Below are 17,426 nucleotides of genomic sequence, written 5' to 3' on the forward strand. Positions count from 1 at the left end.
TCACTGTGGTGACCTCCCCGCCCCCCGACTCGCCGACCGCCGCGGCCCGCTGGCTCCGCGCCGCGCGGGCGCTCTGGCGCGTCCTCGCCGCCCGTACGGCCCGGCTGGCCGCCAGCGTCCACCAGACCTGGCGGCGGTCGTTGCAGCTGCGGGTGGTCACCATCACCCTGGTCGCGTCCAGCCTGCTGGTCGGCGGGTTCGCCTACCTGATCGCGGACAAGATCACCAGCATCCTGGTGGAGAACGCCCAGACCGACGTCCGGCTGCGGCTGCAGAACGGCAGCGACTACGCGGGGAAGCAGTTCCGGGCCTTCAGCCAGCCGCAGGAGGCCCAGTTCCAGGACACCGTCGAGGGCACGGTGAACTACCTGGCCGGTGGTGACCCGACCCAGACCAACGGCGTGGTCGTGGCGATCACCGCGGACCGGGTCCCCGCCGGGACCATCGAGCCGCGCACCTCCCCGAACGTCCCGGTGCGCCCGCTGATCAGCTCGGAGCTGCGGGCCTCCGTCGCCGCCGGCAACGTGGCCCACCAGATCCGCACCGGGGCGCTCGGCGGCAAGCGCACCAAATACCTCGTGTACGGCTCGCCGGTGCCCACCCGGTTCGGGCAGGTGGAGCTCTACTACGTGGTCCCGCTGGACCGGCAGGACGCCACCGCCCGCGACGCCCGGGCCACCGTGGTCGCCACGGGCATGGCGCTGGTGCTCCTGCTCGGCCTGCTCGCCGCCCTGGTCACCCGGCTCGTGGTGACCCCGGTACGGGTGGCCGCCCGGACCGCCCAGCGGCTCTCCGCCGGCCTGCTCGACCAGCGCATGGTGGTCAACGGCGAGGACGACCTGGCGCTGCTCGCCGCCTCGTTCAACCAGATGGCGACGAATCTTCAGCGGCAGATTCTCCGGCTGGAGGAGATGTCCCGGTTGCAGCGCCGCTTCACCTCGGACGTCTCGCACGAGCTGCGTACGCCGCTGACCACGGTCCGGATGGCCGCCGACCTGATCTTCGCCGAACGCGACGGGTTCGATCCGGCGGTGGCCCGCAGCGCCGAACTGCTCCAGGCCGAGCTGGACCGGTTCGAGGAACTGCTCACCGACCTGCTCGAGATCAGCCGCTTCGACGCCGGCTTCGCCATGCTGGACGCCGAGCCGACGGACCTGGTGCCGGTGGTGCACCGGGTGACCGAGCGGTTGGCCGGGCTGGCCGAGCGGGTCGGGGTGACCATCGAGCTGGACCTGCCGGACAGCCCGGTGATCGCCGAGGTGGACCCGCGCCGGGTCGAACGGGTGCTGCGCAACCTGGTCGGCAACGCGGTCGAGCACGGCGAGGCCAAGCCCGTCCTGATCACCCTCGGCGTGGACCAGAACGCGGTGGCGATCACCGTGCGGGACCACGGCGTGGGGCTCAAGCCGGGCGAGGAGAAGCTCGTCTTCAACCGCTTCTGGCGGGCCGACCCGTCCCGGGCCCGGCAGACCGGTGGCACCGGCCTCGGCCTCTCCATCAGCCTCGAGGACGCCCGGCTGCACGGCGGCTGGCTGGAGGCGTGGGGCGCGCCCGGTCAGGGTGCCCAGTTCCGGCTGACCCTGCCCGCCCGGGCCGGCGACCGGCTGACCACCTCGCCGCTGCGGCTGGTGCCGGCCGACGCCGCGCTGCCGTTCGGCGGTCCCCGCGACGGTGGCCCGCTCGCCATCGGCCCGGGCAGTGGTGCCGGGGCGCTGGCGATCGGACCGGCGGAGGGCGGCGACCGGGTCGAGGTGACGTCGTGAGGCATCGGCTGCTGACCGCGCTGCTGGCCGGCGTGCTGCTGCCCGCCGGGTTGGCCGGCTGTGGCATCCCGCACGAGACGCAGGTCCAGGTGGACGGGGCCGGACCGGCGGGCCAGTCCGGCGCGCTCAGCGGCAGCTCCGACCAGCCGCCCGCCCCGACGGCGAGCAACGATCCGAAGGAGTTCATCCGCAACTACCTCTCGGCTGCGGCCGGGGAGCGGGACCAGGCGGTCAACCGGGTCAAGCAGTTCATCGCTCCCGAGGGGCAGAGCCGGCTGCGGGATCGGCAGAGCAGCGAGATCGAGCTGTTCGTGGTCCGCCTTCCCGAGGAGCCGGAGGCCACCCCGCCGAACAACGAGGGCACCAGCGAAGTCCGGGTGAAGGTCCAGCAGCTCGGTGTGCTCCGCGCGGACGGGAGCCTGGCGCCGCCGGTGGCCAGCGACACCGAGTACAAGTTCAAGCTCCGCCGGGTGGGCGACTCCGGGTGGCGCATCACCGATCCGCCGAAGGTGCTGCTGCTCAGCGACGAGGCGCTGTACGACTACTACGCCCCGCACACCATCTACTTCTGGAACTCGGACCAGAGCCGACTGGTGCCGGACCAGCGCTACCTGCCGCAGGCGCTACCGGCCGAGCGCAAGGTCACCGAGGTGATCCGGTGGCTCGCCGCCGGCCCGCCGGACTGGCTCTCGCCCGGCGTCATCCGGCTGCCCGACAACACCAGTCTGATCAACAACGCCACCGGCTCCGACGGGCGGTGGGAGGTGAACCTCAACATGCCGGGCGCGAAGGACGCCCAGCTGGCCCACCTCGCCACCCAGTTGGCCTGGTCGCTCCCGGAGCAGGTCACCGGCCAGCTCGACCTCAAGATTCAGAATCAGAGCCGGCTGGTCGTCGACATCGGGCAGGAGAAGTCCGGGCGCCCGCCGTATCCGTTGGACGGCAATCCGGAGCGGTTCTGCGTCTACGACGGCGCGATCCACCCGCTTTCCTTCCCGGGAGAGCCGCGCGGGACCGTGCCGGTGGACGCTGCCTCGAATCGGAGCATCGTCACCGCGGCGCTCACCCGGTCGGGCGGGAGGATCCTCGCCGCGCTGGTGGTCACCCGGTCGGGTCGCCAGCAACTCCTCGTCGGCGCCGGGCCGAGCCCGGTCACCGTCTTCAAGGGCGGGAGAGAGTTCACCAGCGTGAGTCGTCCGACGTGGCTCCGCTCGACCGACCCGCAGCACCCGTACGGGCTGACCGCCGTCGACGGCGTCCTCTACCGATTCGACGAGGTGGGGAACCTGACCCGGGTGCCGCTCGGGGTGGACGGGAAGGTGACCGCGGTGGCCGCCTCGGTCGAAGGTCACCGGGTGGCGCTGGTCGTCAACGGGGCGCTCTACGTCGCGGCGGTGAGCACCGACGGAGGTGCGCCCAGCCTGGGCCAGCCGCGGCGGCTGTTCACCAAGCTGACCAACATCACCGCCGTGGACTGGTACGCGGAGAGCCGGCTCGTCTTCGCCGGCTCCGAGCCGCGTGGGGGGACTCGCGACCCGCGACCCGCGATCTATGGCAGCAGCGTCGACGGAGCTCTGGAGAAGCCGCTCGAGCAGGACATCGGTGCCCAGGTCACCCGACTGTCCGCATACCCTGGGCCGTCGGGGGCGCTGCCCGCCTACTCGTACATGTACGAGGCGAACAACGGCGCCTACACCCCCAGCGGCATCATCAAGCCGGAGCAGGTGCTGAACCTGGCCTCCCCGACGCCGGGTAACAAGGCTCCCAACCCGACCGCGCCCTTCTTCCTCTACTGAGGCACCGGTGCGGGACCTGGGCGGGCTCTGGGCGGACCCGACCGACCTCGTGCTGCCGGCCGGGTGCACCGGTTGCGGTGAGCGGGTCCCCGGCCTGCGGCAGGGCTTCTGCCCCGGCTGCGTCGACGAGTTGACGGCGCTGCGCCCCGCGCCAACCCGTCCGGACCCGGCCCCGCCCGACCTGCCCCCGTGCGTCGCCCTCGGCCCGTACGCCGGGGCGCTGCGGGAGGGGCTGCTGGCGTACAAGGAGCGGGGCCGGCACGGGCTGGTCCGGCCGCTGGGCGCGCTGCTCGCCGAGGTGGTGGGCAGCGCGCGGCCGGTGACCCTGGTGCCGGTGCCGGACACCGCGCGGGCGGCCCGGGCCCGCTACGGCGACCATCTGGACCGGTTGACCCGCCACGCGGCGGCCCGGCTGCGCGCCGCCGGCTGGCCGGGACGCGTGCTCCGGCCGCCGCGGGCGCTGCCCCGGCCGGACTCGGTCGCCCTGGACAGCGCCGGCCGGGCCGCCGCCGCCGACGCGGCGTTCCGGCTGCGGCGGGCCGACGGCGGGCGAGTGGACGGTCCGGTGGTGCTGCTCGACGACATCGTCACCACGGGGGCCACGCTGGCGGCGGTGAGCCGGATCTTGCACAGGGCGGGAATGACGCCAAAGGCGGCCGCGGTGCTCGCCGCAACGCAAAAGCGACGGTTGGGGTGACGCTTTGTGTTTCCGTTTCACCCCATGGTGTATGAGCTGTCAAAATTCCCGGGCTCCTTTGACAACCAGGGGTGACTGCCACGCAAACACGCGTTAGCGTTTTCGTGTCGGGGGTAGGAGGTCTTCCCAACCGCCCCCGGCGGTGGAAGGAGGCGTAGCCGCACACAACCGGTCGACGCCGAACGGGACCGTCCCAGGGCGCGTCGACCGGGAAATCCGGACCGAACGACCGTCCGAACAAGGGAGGTCACGTGGACATCGTGGTCAAGGGCCGTAACGTCGAAGTGCCGGACCATTACCGGGTACACGTAGCCGAAAAGCTCGCGAAGATCGAACGCTACGACCACAAGCTCATTCGCGTGGACGTCGAGTTGTTCCACGAGCGCAATCCGCGCCAGGCCGATCACTGCCAGCGGGTGGAGATAACCTGCGTGACGCGTGGCCCGGTGATCCGGGCCGAGGCCTGCACGAATGACTTCTACAGCGCGCTGGACGCGGCCATCGCCAAGCTGGACACCCGGTTCCGCCGGGCGGCCGACCGGCGTCGGGTGCACCGGGGGCGGCACGCGCCGCTCTCCGTCGCCGCCGCCACCGCGGACCTGCCGGTCGCCGACCTGAACGGGCCGGGACTGGCTGCGCTGAACGGCACCGGGACCGCCACCGCGGTCGCCGACCGGCCGGAGCAGGACGGCCACGGGGAGTACGACAACCAGCCGTGGCACATCGCGCGGGAGAAGGTGCACCCCGCCGAACCGATGACCGTCGACGACGCCCTGTTCCAGATGGAACTGGTCGGCCACGACTTCTATCTGTTCCAGGACAAGGAGTCCGGGCGCCCCAGCGTCGTCTACCGCCGGCACGCCTACGACTACGGGATCATCTCCCTCGACACCGGGCTCTGACCACCCCCTATGACACCGGCCGAGGAGCCACGGTGGGCGACCATCGTGGCTCCTCGCGGCTCGGCGCCGGCGTGACGCTCAGCGCGCCGGCAGGTCCGACGCGAGCATGCCGAACACCAGGTCGTCGACCCGGCCGCCGTCGAGTCCGCGCAGCCGGCCGCGCAACAGCCCCTCCCGGCGGAAGCCCACGTTCTCCAGCACCCGGTGCGACGCGGTGTTCTCCGGCAGGGTTCCCGCGGTGAGCCGGGCGATCCCGGGCACGCCGAACGCCCAGCCGGCCAGCAGGCGTACCGCGCGGGTCGCGTACCCGCGTCCACGCCATTCGGGCAGCAGCGCGTAGCCGACGCTCGCCTCGCCAGCCGCTCGGTCGCTGTAGGACAGCCCGCAACTGCCCGCCGGGTCGGCGGTGGCCGCGTCGAGGATCAGCAGGCGGGCCAGGCTGCCGGTGAGCCAGGCGCTCTCCGCCAGCCGGCAGCGCCGGTCGATCGCCGCCCGGGTCGGCGGCACCGGCGGCGCCTGGTTGGCCACCACATCCGGCCGAGTGTGCAGCCGGAACATCACGTCGGCGTCGTCCGGGGCGAGCCGGCGCAGGACCACCACGCCGTCGGTGAGCCGCCCGTCGGGCAGGTCGGGCAGCAGCCGGGTGGCCGGACCGGGCGGGTCGTCGGCGAGGCGTACCCAGGCGAGCAGATCGTGCCGGCCACCACCCCGGCTCGGGTTCGCTGCCTGGCGTACCCCCTCGTGCCGGAACCCGGCGGCCAGCGCGACCCGCTGGCTGGCGGTGTTCTCCTCGCTGGTGAGCAGTTCCAGGCGGGCGCAGCCGGCGGCGAAGGCCTGCTCGGCCAGCGCCCGGGTGGCGGCCGTGGCGACGCCGCGACCACGGGCCCAGGGCGCCACCCAGTAGCCGATCTCCCATTGCCCGCGGGCCGGCACCGGCTGGCTGAGGCCGATGCTGCCGAGCAGCCGGTCGGTGGCGGGGTCGGCGATCGCGTACGCGGCGCCGCCGGTGGCCCAGGCCGCGGGCGCGCCCTCGGTGATCCACCACCGGGCGGTCTCCTCCGTGTACGGGTCCGGCAGGCCGGCGATGCCCCGCTGGGTGACCGGATCCCCGCAGCCCGCGACGGTGTCCGCCACGTCGTCGAGGCGGGACGGCCGCAGCCGCACCCCGTACGCCTCGATCGTCTCCGGGGTCACCCCAGGTCCTGCGGGAGCAGCGCGGCCACCCAGACGTCCGGCCGTTCGTCCCGCTGCTGGATGCCGCTGCGGGCGGTGCCCTCGAGGACGAAGCCCGCCTTCTCCGCGACCCGCCGGGAGGCGGTGTTGCCCACGTTGGCCCGCCACTCGATCCGGGCCAGGCCGAGCGTGGTGAACCCCCAGGCGCAGAGCGCAGCCACCGCGGCCGGCATGTACCCGCGGCCCCGGGCGTGCGGGGCGGTCATGAAGCCGACGTCGGCGACGAGCGGGTCGGCGGGGGAGATCCGCAGGTCGATCGAGCCGGCGTAGCGGTCGTCGGCGTCGGCGAGGGCGTAGTTGGCGCCGGCGCCCCGGGCCCAGGCCGCGCGGGCGACGTCGCGCAGGTAGCCGTCGGCGTGCTCCGGTTGATAGGGGTGCGGGACGCTGGTCCAGCGGACGGTCTCCGCGTCCCGGCAGGTCGTCACGACCGCGTCGAGGTCGCGCTCCTCCATCGGGCGCAGCCGCAGCTCGGTGGCGCCCGCCGTGGCGAACAGGACGGGCTGTGGGCGGCCGAAGACGGCGGCCCGGCGGGCCATCAGGGTGTCCGGGCCGGCCGGACCGGGCTCGCCCGGCGCGGGTACCTCGCCGGGGAGCAGCGAGCCGAGCCAGCCTTCCCGGCGCCCGTCCACCGCCGGCTGGGCGAGCCGCAACTCGCCCTCGATCCGGAAGCCGGCCCGGAGCGCGACCAGCCGGGAGGCGTGGTTGCCGATCTCGGCCTGCCAGATGAGCCGGCGCAGCTTGCGTACGTCGAAGGCCCAGCGGGCGACCGCGCGGGTGGCGCGGACCGCGACGCCCCGGCCCCGCGCCCACGGCGCGGTCCAGTAGCCGATCTCGGCGCTGCCCAGGCCCCGGTCGATGGAGACGAGGCCGCAGGAGGCGAGCAGCTCGCCGGTGGCGGCGTCGCAGACCGCGAACTCGGCGCCGCTGCCGTCGGCCCAGGCCGCCGCGCTGCTCCCGGTGACGAAGTCGCGCGCGTGTTCGGGCCGGTACGGGCGAGGTACGGTGGTCCAGCGCTGGATGTCCGGATCCTGGCAGGCGCGGTATACCGCGTCGGCGTCCGCCGCCCGCCAGGGTCGCAGCAGCAGGCCGTCCTCGATGATCTCCACGGGCTCCACCGGGCCATCGTGCCGGAACTTTCGCGTTCGGCGTAACCCGATTTGCGCCCGGTCACCGCGCCGGCCAGGCGTTATGTCCGGTTCGCAGCCGTGGACCGTCGCCACCAGTGACCATCACCGCGATGGAGCGCCTACGATGGTTCGAGACTGTCTAGGGGAGCGTTGATCCGTGTCGATTCTGGAAAAGGTCCTTCGCGCGGGCGAGGGCCGCATGGTGCGTCGACTCAAGGCGATCGCGGCCGCCGTCAACTCGATCGAGGACGACTACGTCAACCTCACCGACGACGAGCTGCGCGCGATGACCGACCAGTTCAAGGAGCGGCTCGACGACGGGGAGACCCTCGACGACCTGCTGCCCGAGGCGTTCGCGGTGTGCCGCGAGGCGGCCGCCCGGGTGCTCGGCCAGCGGCCCTACGACGTCCAGGTGATGGGCGGCGCGGCGCTGCACTTCGGCAACATCGCCGAGATGAAGACCGGTGAGGGCAAGACCCTGACCTCGGTCATGCCGGTCTACCTGAACGCGCTCGCCGGCAAGGGCGTGCACGTGGTCACGGTGAACGACTACCTGGCCCAGCGCGACGCCGCCTGGATGGGCCGGGTGCACGAGTTCCTCGGCCTCACCGTCGGCGTGGTGCTGCCCAACCGGCCGGCCAGCGAGCACCGGGCCGCCTACGAGTGCGACATCACCTACGGCACCAACAACGAGTTCGGCTTCGACTACCTGCGCGACAACATGGCCTGGTCGAGGGACGAGCTGGTCCAGCGCGGCCACTTCTTCTCGGTGGTCGACGAGGTCGACTCGATCCTCATCGACGAGGCCCGGACCCCGCTGATCATCTCCGGCCCGGCCGAGCACTCCGCCCGCTGGTACCAGGAGTTCGCCGCCGTGGTGGCCCGCCTCCAGCCCGGCACCGACGGCGAGGGCGACTACGAGGTCGACTACGCCAAGCGCACCATCGCCATCACCGAACGCGGCGTGGCCAAGGTCGAGGACCGGCTCGGCATCGACAACCTCTACGAGTCGGTCAACACCCCGCTGGTCGGCTACCTCAACAACGCGATCAAGGCCAAGGAGCTCTACAAGCGCGACAAGGACTACATCGTCAGCGAGGGCGAGGTCCTGATCGTCGACGAGTTCACCGGCCGCATCCTGCACGGCCGTCGCTACAACGAGGGCATGCACCAGGCGATCGAGGCCAAGGAGGGGGTGGAGATCAAGCAGGAGAACCAGACCCTGGCCACCATCACCCTCCAGAACTACTTCCGCCTCTACGAGAAGCTCTCCGGCATGACCGGCACGGCCCAGACCGAGGCGGGCGAGTTCAACAAGGTCTACAAGGTCGGGGTGGTGACCATCCCGACCCACCGCCCGATGATCCGGATGGACCGGCCGGACGTCATCTACAAGACCGAGAAGGCTAAGTTCAACGCCGTCGTCGAGGACATCGCCGAGCGGCACGAGCAGGGCCAGCCGGTGCTCGTCGGCACGGTCTCGGTGGAAAACTCCGAGATCCTCTCCCACATGCTGCGCCGCCGGGGCATCCCGCACTCCGTGCTGAACGCGAAGTTCCACGCCAAGGAGGCGGAGATCGTCGCCCAGGCCGGGCGCAAGGGCGCGGTCACCGTCGCCACCAACATGGCCGGCCGTGGCACGGACATCCTGCTCGGCGGCAACGCCGAGTTCCTCGCCGCCAACGAGCTGCGCCAGCGCGGCCTCGACCCGGTCGAGCAGCCGGAGGAGTACGCCAAGGCGATGGAGGAGGTCCTGCCCAAGTGGAAGCAGGCCTGCGACGCCGAGGCCGAGGAGGTCGCCGCCGCCGGTGGCCTCTACGTGCTGGGCACCGAGCGGCACGAGTCCCGCCGGATCGACAACCAGCTGCGCGGTCGCGCCGGCCGGCAGGGTGACCCGGGCGAGTCCCGCTTCTACCTCTCCCTGCAGGACGAGCTGATGAAGCGCTTCCGGGCCGGTGCCGTCGAGGCCGTGATGGAGCGCTTCAACATCCCCGAGGACGTGCCCATCGAGTCGAAGATGGTCACCCGCCAGATCAAGAGCGCGCAGGCCCAGATCGAGGGCCAGAACGCCGAGATCCGGAAGAACGTCCTCAAGTACGACGAGGTGATGAACAAGCAGCGCCAGGTGGTCTACGCCGAGCGCCTGCGGGTGCTCAACGGCGAGGACCTCTCCGACCAGGTCCGCAACATGATCGACGACGTGGTGACCGCGTACGTCACCGGCGCCACCAGCGAGGGCTACGCCGAGGACTGGGATCTTGACCAGCTCTGGTCCAGCCTCAAGCAGCTCTACCCGGTGGGTATCACCGTCGCCGAGCTGGAGGAGGAGGTCGGCTCGCGGGCCGGCCTCGACCAGGACTTCCTGCTCGCCCGCCTCAAGGAGGACGCGCACGCCGCGTACGACCGGCGCGAGGAGCAGCTCGGCGAGGACGCGGTACGCCAGCTCGAGCGGATGGTCCTGCTCCAGGTGATCGACCGGAAGTGGCGCGAGCACCTCTACGAGATGGACTACCTCCAGGAGGGCATCAGCCTGCGGGCGTACGCCCAGCGCGATCCGGTCATCGAGTACCAGCGCGAGGGCTTCGACATGTTCGCCACCATGATGGACGGCATCAAGGAGGAGACGGTCGGCTTCCTCTACAACCTGGAGGTGCAGGTCGAGGAGCCTGAGCCGGAGGCCGAGGAGGTGCAGCTGCTGGAGAAGCCGGTCGAGATCCGCGCCAAGGGCCTCAACCGCGCGCCGCAGCAGCAGGGCCTGCAATACTCCGCGCCCACCATCGACGGCGAGGCCGGCCGGGGCGGGCCGGACTTCGAGCCGGCCGACGAGCAGGCGCCGGCCCTGGGCATCGGTAGCCCGGAGAAGACCGCCCGGCCCGCTGCCCCGTCCCCGTCGGGCAAGCCCCGGCGACCGGCGGCCGCCGGGATGAACGGCCAGGCGGTCGCCGCCAGCACCGCCCGTCGGGCCGCCCCGGGCCAGGTCGACGCCGGCGAGGGCCCCTCCCGCAACGCGCCCTGCCCGTGCGGCTCCGGCCGTAAGTACAAGCGGTGCCACGGCGCCCCCAACGGCGGCAACTGACCCGCCCGCACGAGCGACGACGGGCCCCGGCCGGACGGCCGGGGCCCGTCGTCGTCCCCCGCCCCGTAGATCGGGCGGGCCGGGGGCCGCCTGCGGTGGCGGTGGCTCAGAGGACGTCGAGGGTGGTGCAGAGCCAGGCGCCGCGCCGCCGTTCGACGCGCAGGGCGATCGCCCAGCTGGCACCGCCGGCTCCGGCGAGCACGGCGGCCACCTCGGCCGCCCCGGCGCGCGGTTCGCAGACGCGCAGCCGGCGGAGTTGGAGGACCGGTCGGGTGGCGCGGCGGCGTACCGGGCCCACCCGGCGCGCCGCCCGGGTCAGCTCGGCGGCCACCCGGGCCGCGGCGTCGGGGAGGCAGAGCGGCCGGAGCTGGCCGGGTGGCCGGTAGCCGTTGACGATCTCCAAGAAGGTGCGCACGAACCGGTAGGCCGCCCGGGTGGCCTCGGGGGTGGCGGTGGCCAGTGCGGCCGCGGGTGGCCCAGCGGTGCGCCGCCCCGGGCCGGTGGGCACCGGCCGGACGTTCGGGGGCGCGCCCGGTCGGCCGGTCGGGATCCCGGCGGCGGGGGTCGAACAGGTCGAGGGTGAGCTGGTCGACGTCGCCCCAGGGAGAGCCCTCGTCGGTGCAGGGCGGGTCGATCGGCGGGGCGGGTCGGAGCCGGACCGGGGGACGCGGTGCCAGCGGGCGGCGGGTGTCGACCATCCTCACCCCCTGTTCCTTGCGTTTGCCTTCGTTTGCCTCCGGCAGGCGCCTATTCTCGACCAGGCCAGCGCTGACCGTCAATGCCGGCACGCGGTCGTGTGGTCACTCGGCGTCGCGTTCGATCAGCGGGTTGCCGCGTACCCACTCGGCGGTCTCGGCGTACTTGCGCTCGATGTACTCCTCCAGCCGGGCGCGTTCCACCCGCCACTGCCCCCGGCCGCCGATCTTGATGGCGGGCAGCTCGCCGCTGCGCACCATGTGGTAGACCTGCGAGTCCGAGACGTTCAGCTCGGCGGCCACGTCGGACAGCAGCAGGAACCTGGGCTCCACGGTGACTCCCGGGGTTGGCGTTCGTTTGCTTCAGTTTGCCACCAGCAGCCGTCCCGCCCCAGGGCGCGCTCGGTGGTTCCGCAGACGGACACACCGGCGGGGAACTTCTCCGGGGCGGGTGCGGGGTGTATGACGGTCACGGCGTACGGCATGATCGGCGCCCGGAGCCGGCGCCCGCCGGCCGGGCCTGAGCAGGGGAGAGACCCGTGACCGACGAGCTTGTCCGGGTGTACGTGCCGGCGACCGTCCCGCTGCTGGCGCGGCTGCGGGAGGAGGGTCTCGCGGTCGGCGAGGCACACGCGGTCACCCCAGAGCTGCGCGAGTGGTATGCCGAGGGCGACGAGGAGGAGCTGGAGTACGTCGCCTTCACCCGGGCCGCCCAGGACGCGTTGCTGCTGCTCCGGGCCGATCCGGCCGCGCCCCGGCGGCGGGTGGTCGTCTCGGTGGACCTGCCGGCCCGCGCGGTCGGCCGGGTCGGTGGCGAGCTGGGGTCCAGCCTGGTCCGGCTCGCCGGGCCGGTGCCCGTCAAGACGGTCGCCGCGATCCACGTGGACGGCGCGGAGGCGGTCGACGACGTGGCGGCCGCCGCCGAGGTGGTGGCCGAGGCGCAGGCCGGTGACCCGGACGCCCAGTTCACCGTCGACGGCGCCGAGGACCACGAGCTGGAGTGGTACGACGTGACCGAGCTGGACCTGCTGCTGCGCGAGGCCTCCTGACCCGGAGGGTCAGCCAGCGATCTCCTCGTCGTCCTCGACGGCACGCGGGCCGAGGGTGCGGCCGAACGCGATGAGCGCGGTGAGCGCCCCGACGAAGAGCACCCAGATGCCGTTGTCGATGCGGGAGGTGCCGAGGGAGGTCTGCGCCACCTGGTCCGCCTCGCTGAGCGCGGCGGCCAGGTCGAGCAGGCCGCGCCCGCCGACCCGGATGATCACCTCGGTGAGCAGCAGGAGCAGGCCCGGTCCGGCCCCGGCGAGCAGGTACGCGGGCCAGCGCAACTGCGACGAGCCGCCCCGGCGGGCGGCCCGGCGGCGCGCCCAGGCGAGGTAGCCGAACGCCACCAGCCCGGCGATCAGCCCGGCGAGCAGCGACTCGGTCCGGGAGACCCACTTGGCGGCGTCGAGCATCGACTGCTGGGTGTCGCCGGCGCCGAACAGGTCGGACAGCGGATCCCGAGCCCGGCTGAACAGGACCACGAAGACCTGCGCGGCCAGCGTGGCGGAGGCGAGGCCGCCCACCACCCGCGCGTTACGGGCGCCGGCGAGCGCGCCGCCGATGATCGCCGCCGCCACGGTGGTGCCGGCGATGGTGTTGGTGGTCGCGTTGTCGGCGTACGTGAGGTTGATGGCCACCGCGGCGGCGAACCCGACCAGCAGGCCGGTGCCGACGGCGGCGAGGAAGCGCAGGGTGGCCCGGCCGAGCGGGTTGGTCACCGCCAGGGCGACCGCGGCGCCGGTAACCAGCGCGGCGCAGATCACGCCGGGCAGCGCGTACGCGGAGAGGCTGATCGCGGTGACGCCGGCCGCCGCCGAGGTGATGGCGGCCCGCGTGGCCCAGAGCATCGCGGCGAGCCAGCCGACCGACAGCAGCGCCAGCACCACCGCGCCCGGGGCGTACGCCGGTCGGCCGGCGCCCTCGGGGGTGCCCGCCGCCGCGCCGGCCGGGTCGGTGCCCGGCTGCTCCGGTTCGTCGACCGGGGCGACCACGGGCTGGTCCGGCTCCGCGGCCGTGGAGCTGCCGGGCTGGTTGCTCATCGTGTTCCCTTCGACGGACGCCGGATCGGCCGCGACGGGCCGGGCAGGTCACCGGTCATCCAGGGTACGCGGCGTCCGGGGCGCCCTTCCGGACCCGCCCTACCCGCGGGATCCGGTGGGCCGGCATCGGCCCGGTTGCCGCGATCGGGCTGCTCGGGCGGTTGCGGGGCCGGCACCCGGCCGGGTCCCACGGCCGATGGTCGCGGGCCGAAAGTGGGCGACGGATCGGAGGTGGGAGGCAGTCCGGACTGAGGGATCTAAGGGTGGAGGCGCTGTCCGCCTACGGTCCGGTGTGTGTCGGTGCGTCCGACTGCCGGCGGCGGGCGGGCCCGCAAGGGGGCGGCGGGGGGTGGTGCGGGGGGTGTCGCATGGAAGAATTGGCCGAGGTCCCGCCGCCGCGACCGGTCCGCCGCGCGGTGCCCGGCACCCGGCCGCCCGGTCGGTGCCCGCGGGTCCGGTTTCGCCACCGCCGTCGAGATCGCACAGGAGCCGTGATGGACGCCGTGTTCTCCGTACCCGAGCCGCGCAACGAGCCGGTCCACACCTACGAGCCCGGCAGTGCCGACCGGGAGCGGCTCCAGCGGCGGCTGACCGAGCTGGCGGCCGCGCAGCTCGAGCTGCCGATGACCATCGCCGGTGAGCAGCGGATGGCCGGCGGCGACCCGATCAAGGTGGTCCAGCCGCACAAGCACGCCCACGTGCTCGGCATCACCGGGCACGCCACCCACGACGACGCCCGCGCCGCGGTGAAGGCCGCCAAGGACGCGGCTCCGATGTGGCGGGCGCTGCCGTTCGAGGAGCGGGCCGCGATCTTCCTGCGCGCCGCCGACCTGCTCTCCGGCCCGTGGCGGGACACGCTCAACGCGGCCACCATGCTCGGCCAGTCCAAGACCGCGGTGCAGGCCGAGATCGACTCGGCCTGCGAGTTCATCGACTTCCTCCGGTTCAACGTGTACTTCGCCCGCAACCTGCTGGCGGAGCAGCCGATGTCCTCGCCGGGCGTGTGGAACCGCTTCGACCACCGGCCGCTGGAGGGCTTCGTCTACGCGGTCACCCCGTTCAACTTCACCGCGATCGCCGGCAACCTGCCGTCGGCGCCGGCCCTGCTGGGCAACACGGTGGTGTGGAAGCCGGGCCCGACGCAGCAGTTCGCCGCGCACTTCACCATGCGGCTGTTCGAGGCGGCCGGCCTGCCGCCCGGCGTGATCAACATGGTCACCGGGCGCGGCGAGGAGGTCTCCGACGTGGTGCTCGCCGACCCGGACCTGGCCGGCATCCACTTCACCGGGTCGACGAAGGTGTTCCAGCACCTGTGGCGGACCGTCGGCGAGAACATCGCCCGCTACCGGGGCTACCCGCGGCTGGTCGGCGAGACCGGCGGCAAGGACTTCGTGGTCGCGCATACCAGCGCGGACGTGGACGCCCTGCACACCGCGCTGATCCGGGGCGCCTACGAGTACCAGGGGCAGAAGTGCTCGGCCGCGTCGCGGGCGTACATCCCCCGGTCCATCTGGGAGGGCGGGCTGCGGGACCGGCTCGCCGCCACCGCCGACTCGCTGGCGTACGGCGATGTCACCGACTTCCGCAACTTCGGCGGCGCGGTGATCGACGACAAGGCGTTCGGTCGGCACCAGGCCGCGCTGGAGCTGATCAGCGGTGACGACACCTGCCGGATCCTGGCCGGCGGCACCGCCGACGACTCGGTTGGCTACTTCGTCCGGCCGACGCTGTTCGAGTGCTCCGACGCCGCGCACGAGACCTTCACCACCGAGTACTTCGGGCCGATCCTCGGCGTGCACGTCTTCGAGGACGCCCGGTTCGACGAGGCGGTCGCCCAGGCCGAGTCGATCGCCCCGTACGCGCTGACCGGGTCGATCTTCGCGACCGACCGCCGGGTGGTCGACCAGGTGGCCGAGAAGATGCGGTACGCGGCCGGCAACTTCTACATCAACGACAAGCCGACCGGCGCGGTGGTCGGGCAGCAGCCCTTCGGCGGCGCCCGTGCCAGCGGCACCAACGACAAGGCGGGCTCCTGGCACAACCTGGTCCGCTGGATGTCGCCGCGGACGATCAAGGAGACCTTCGTCCCGCCGACCGATCACGCGTACCCGCACATGGCCTGATGTGCAGGGAGGGGCCCCTTTTCCACAGGCGTCTGTTAAAAAGGGGCCCCTCCGTTCACCCGGTCGGGCGGGCGGTGTCCGCGTCCCCGGCGGACTGTCGTCGGCCGACAGTGCACATCGGACGACCCAACGGGTGGCGAAAACGGCAAATCCTGGACGCCGGGTCGGGCAAAGTGGCAGCTTAGAGGGCATGGCGGAATCCGGAGTCAACCCGACGGCGGCGGCCCTGCTGGGTCTGCTGCACGAAGGACCGATGACAGGCGGCCAACTGATGGCCGCCGCCGAGCGCCGGCTGGCGCCGTACTGGTCGATGACCCGCAGCCAGGTCTACCGGGAGCTACCGGTGCTGGCCGAGAAGGGTCTGGTGCGGCTCGGCAAGCCCGGGCCGCGCATGAGCCAGCCGTATGCGATCACGGCGGCTGGAAAGCGGACATTTTCCCGCTGGCTGGCGGAGAACCCGGGCCGGGACACCATCCGTAACCCGATCGCGCTACGGATCGCCTTCGGCAACCTGCACTCGCCGAGCCAGCTCAAGAACCTGTACGCCTCGGCGAACGAGTACCACACCGAGGCCCTGGCGGCGGTCCGCGAGCAGGTGAAGAACGCCAAGAAGGAAGGCGAGGCGTACGACGCCAGCGCGCTGGAGTTCGCCGTCGCCTACCACAAGGCGGCGCTGTCCTGGCTCAAGACCGCCCCGGTCAGCGGATGACCTCCGGTGGTTGGGGCGGCTGAGGTGAGCGGACGCCGCGCGGCCAAGTACGCTTGTCTGTCGTGACCGCTGCCGACTACGCCGAACAGCTCAAGGAACTCGACGCCACCCTGCGCAACATCGAGGCCGTCCTCGATGTCGACAAGCTGCGCGAGCAGAAGGCCCGCCTGGAGCAGGAGGCCTCCGCGCCCGACCTCTGGGACGACCAGGCCAAGGCGCAGCAGGTGACGTCGCAGCTGTCGTACGTCAACGGCGAGATCAGCAAGCTCTCCGATCTCCGTTCCCGGCTGGACGACGCCGGGGTGCTGCTGGAGCTGGCCCAGGCCGAGTCCGACCCCGGCACGCTCGCCGAGGTCGAGTCGGAGATCACCGGGCTGACCAAGGCCATCCAGGAGATGGAGGTCCGCACCCTGCTCTCCGGGGAGTACGACTCCCGGGAGGCGCTGGTCGCCATCCGGGCCGGCGCCGGCGGCGTGGACGCCGCGGACTTCGCCGAGATGCTGCTTCGGATGTACCTGCGCTGGGCCGAGCGGCACGGCTACCCGACCGAGGTCTACGAGACCTCGTACGCCGAGGAGGCGGGCCTCAAGTCGGCCACCTTCACGGTCAAGGTGCCCTACGCGTACGGCACGCTGAGCGTGGAGTCCGGCACCCACCGGCTGGTCCGGATCAGCCCGTTCGACAACCAGGGGCGGCGGCAGACCAGCTTCGCCGGCGTCGAGGTGCTGCCGGTCGTCGAGCAGACCGACCACATCGAGATCCCCGAGAACGAGATGCGGATCGACGTCTACCGCTCCTCCGGCCCGGGCGGGCAGAGCGTCAACACCACCGACTCGGCGGTGCGGATCACCCACATCCCGACCGGCATCGTGGTCACCTGCCAGAACGAGAAGTCGCAGCTGCAGAACAAGGCCTCCGCGCTGCGGGTGCTCCAGGCCCGGCTGCTGGAGCGCAAGCGCCAGGAGGAGCAGGCCAAGCTCCAGGGCCTGAAGACCGAGGCCGCCGGCTCGTGGGGCGACCAGATGCGCTCGTACGTCCTGCACCCGTATCAGATGGTGAAGGATCTGCGTACCGAGCAGGAGACGGGCAATCCGTCCTCGGTGTTCGACGGTGAGCTGGACAGCTTCATCGAAGCCGGCATCCGGTGGCGTAAGCAGCAGCAGCTCAGCGCTGACGGTGCGTGATCGGGCTCCGACGGAGCGCGTCGTCGATCTCCAGCTG

General features: G+C 72.6%; 13 protein-coding genes and 1 pseudogene. 9 read left to right on the plus strand and 5 right to left on the minus strand.

What is annotated here, in order from left to right; genetic code table 11:
* Positions 1-5 precede the first annotated feature (5 nt).
* From mtrB to hpf, 4 genes are all read left to right on the plus strand, one after another.
* Positions 6-1,763 carry an MtrAB system histidine kinase MtrB gene (gene mtrB, locus FXF52_RS15035; protein WP_370517982.1) on the plus strand — a complete coding sequence of 586 codons (1,758 nt, stop codon included), beginning with the start codon at positions 6-8 and terminating at the stop codon, positions 1,761-1,763.
* Positions 1,760-3,559 carry an LpqB family beta-propeller domain-containing protein gene (locus tag FXF52_RS15040; protein WP_148797516.1) on the plus strand — a complete coding sequence of 600 codons (1,800 nt, stop codon included), beginning with the start codon at positions 1,760-1,762 and terminating at the stop codon, positions 3,557-3,559. Before mtrB ends, FXF52_RS15040 begins: the two co-directional genes overlap by 4 nt.
* Before the next feature lie 49 nt (positions 3,560-3,608).
* On the plus strand, positions 3,609-4,256 hold the full coding sequence (locus FXF52_RS15045) for a ComF family protein (protein WP_187413512.1): 648 nt from the start codon (positions 3,609-3,611) through the stop codon (positions 4,254-4,256).
* Between the two features lie 251 nt (positions 4,257-4,507).
* Positions 4,508-5,158: a ribosome hibernation-promoting factor, HPF/YfiA family gene (gene hpf, locus FXF52_RS15050; RefSeq protein ID WP_148797518.1), complete on the plus strand. Its 651-nt coding sequence runs from the start codon at positions 4,508-4,510 to the stop codon at positions 5,156-5,158.
* A gap of 78 nt (positions 5,159-5,236) precedes the next feature.
* Here hpf and FXF52_RS15055 read toward each other — a convergent pair whose 3' ends face one another.
* On the minus strand, positions 5,237-6,352 hold the full coding sequence (locus tag FXF52_RS15055; RefSeq protein ID WP_148797519.1) for a GNAT family N-acetyltransferase: 1,116 nt from the start codon (positions 6,350-6,352) through the stop codon (positions 5,237-5,239).
* Positions 6,349-7,506, minus strand: a complete 1,158-nt coding sequence (locus FXF52_RS15060) for a GNAT family N-acetyltransferase (protein WP_148797520.1) — start codon at positions 7,504-7,506, stop codon at positions 6,349-6,351. Before FXF52_RS15060 ends, FXF52_RS15055 begins: the two co-directional genes overlap by 4 nt.
* Positions 7,507-7,675: 169 nt before the next feature.
* Here FXF52_RS15060 and secA point away from each other — a divergent pair, with 169 nt between their 5' ends.
* Positions 7,676-10,594, plus strand: coding sequence for a preprotein translocase subunit SecA (secA, locus tag FXF52_RS15065; RefSeq protein WP_148797521.1), 2,919 nt, complete (start codon positions 7,676-7,678; stop codon positions 10,592-10,594).
* Between the two features lie 106 nt (positions 10,595-10,700).
* Here the strand turns inward: secA and FXF52_RS15070 are convergent.
* Together FXF52_RS15070 and FXF52_RS15075 are read right to left on the minus strand one after the other, a co-directional pair.
* A pseudogene (locus FXF52_RS15070) lies at positions 10,701-11,292 on the minus strand (Rv3235 family protein).
* A 102-nt stretch (positions 11,293-11,394) separates the two neighbouring features.
* Entirely contained in the window at positions 11,395-11,622 is a 228-nt protein-coding gene (locus FXF52_RS15075; protein ID WP_148797522.1) for an AlpA family transcriptional regulator, read from the minus strand.
* Between the two features lie 206 nt (positions 11,623-11,828).
* Between FXF52_RS15075 and FXF52_RS15080 the strand changes: the two genes are divergently transcribed.
* Complete coding sequence (locus FXF52_RS15080; protein ID WP_148797523.1) at positions 11,829-12,338, plus strand: hypothetical protein; 510 nt, start codon at positions 11,829-11,831, stop codon at positions 12,336-12,338.
* Between the two features lie 9 nt (positions 12,339-12,347).
* Here the strand turns inward: FXF52_RS15080 and FXF52_RS15085 are convergent, their stop codons facing one another.
* The gene (locus tag FXF52_RS15085) at positions 12,348-13,373 is read right to left on the minus strand and encodes a hypothetical protein (protein WP_148797524.1); all 1,026 of its coding nucleotides are present in this window, start codon (positions 13,371-13,373) and stop codon (positions 12,348-12,350) included.
* A 494-nt stretch (positions 13,374-13,867) separates the two neighbouring features.
* Between FXF52_RS15085 and pruA the strand changes: the two genes are divergently transcribed.
* The 3 genes from pruA (at position 13,868) to prfB (ending at position 17,389) form a co-directional block, all read left to right on the plus strand.
* Positions 13,868-15,496, plus strand: a complete 1,629-nt coding sequence (gene pruA, locus FXF52_RS15090) for an L-glutamate gamma-semialdehyde dehydrogenase (RefSeq protein ID WP_148797525.1) — start codon at positions 13,868-13,870, stop codon at positions 15,494-15,496.
* Between the two features lie 190 nt (positions 15,497-15,686).
* On the plus strand, positions 15,687-16,205 hold the full coding sequence (locus FXF52_RS15095; protein ID WP_148797526.1) for a PadR family transcriptional regulator: 519 nt from the start codon (positions 15,687-15,689) through the stop codon (positions 16,203-16,205).
* Positions 16,206-16,267: 62 nt separating this feature from the next.
* The gene (gene prfB, locus FXF52_RS15100) at positions 16,268-17,389 is read left to right on the plus strand and encodes a peptide chain release factor 2 (RefSeq protein WP_148797527.1); all 1,122 of its coding nucleotides are present in this window, start codon (positions 16,268-16,270) and stop codon (positions 17,387-17,389) included.
* The last annotated feature ends 37 nt before the right edge of the window (positions 17,390-17,426 follow it).

The sequence above is a fragment of the Micromonospora sp. MP36 genome (assembly GCF_008119785.1).
Taxonomy (GTDB): Bacteria; Actinomycetota; Actinomycetes; order Mycobacteriales; family Micromonosporaceae; genus Micromonospora.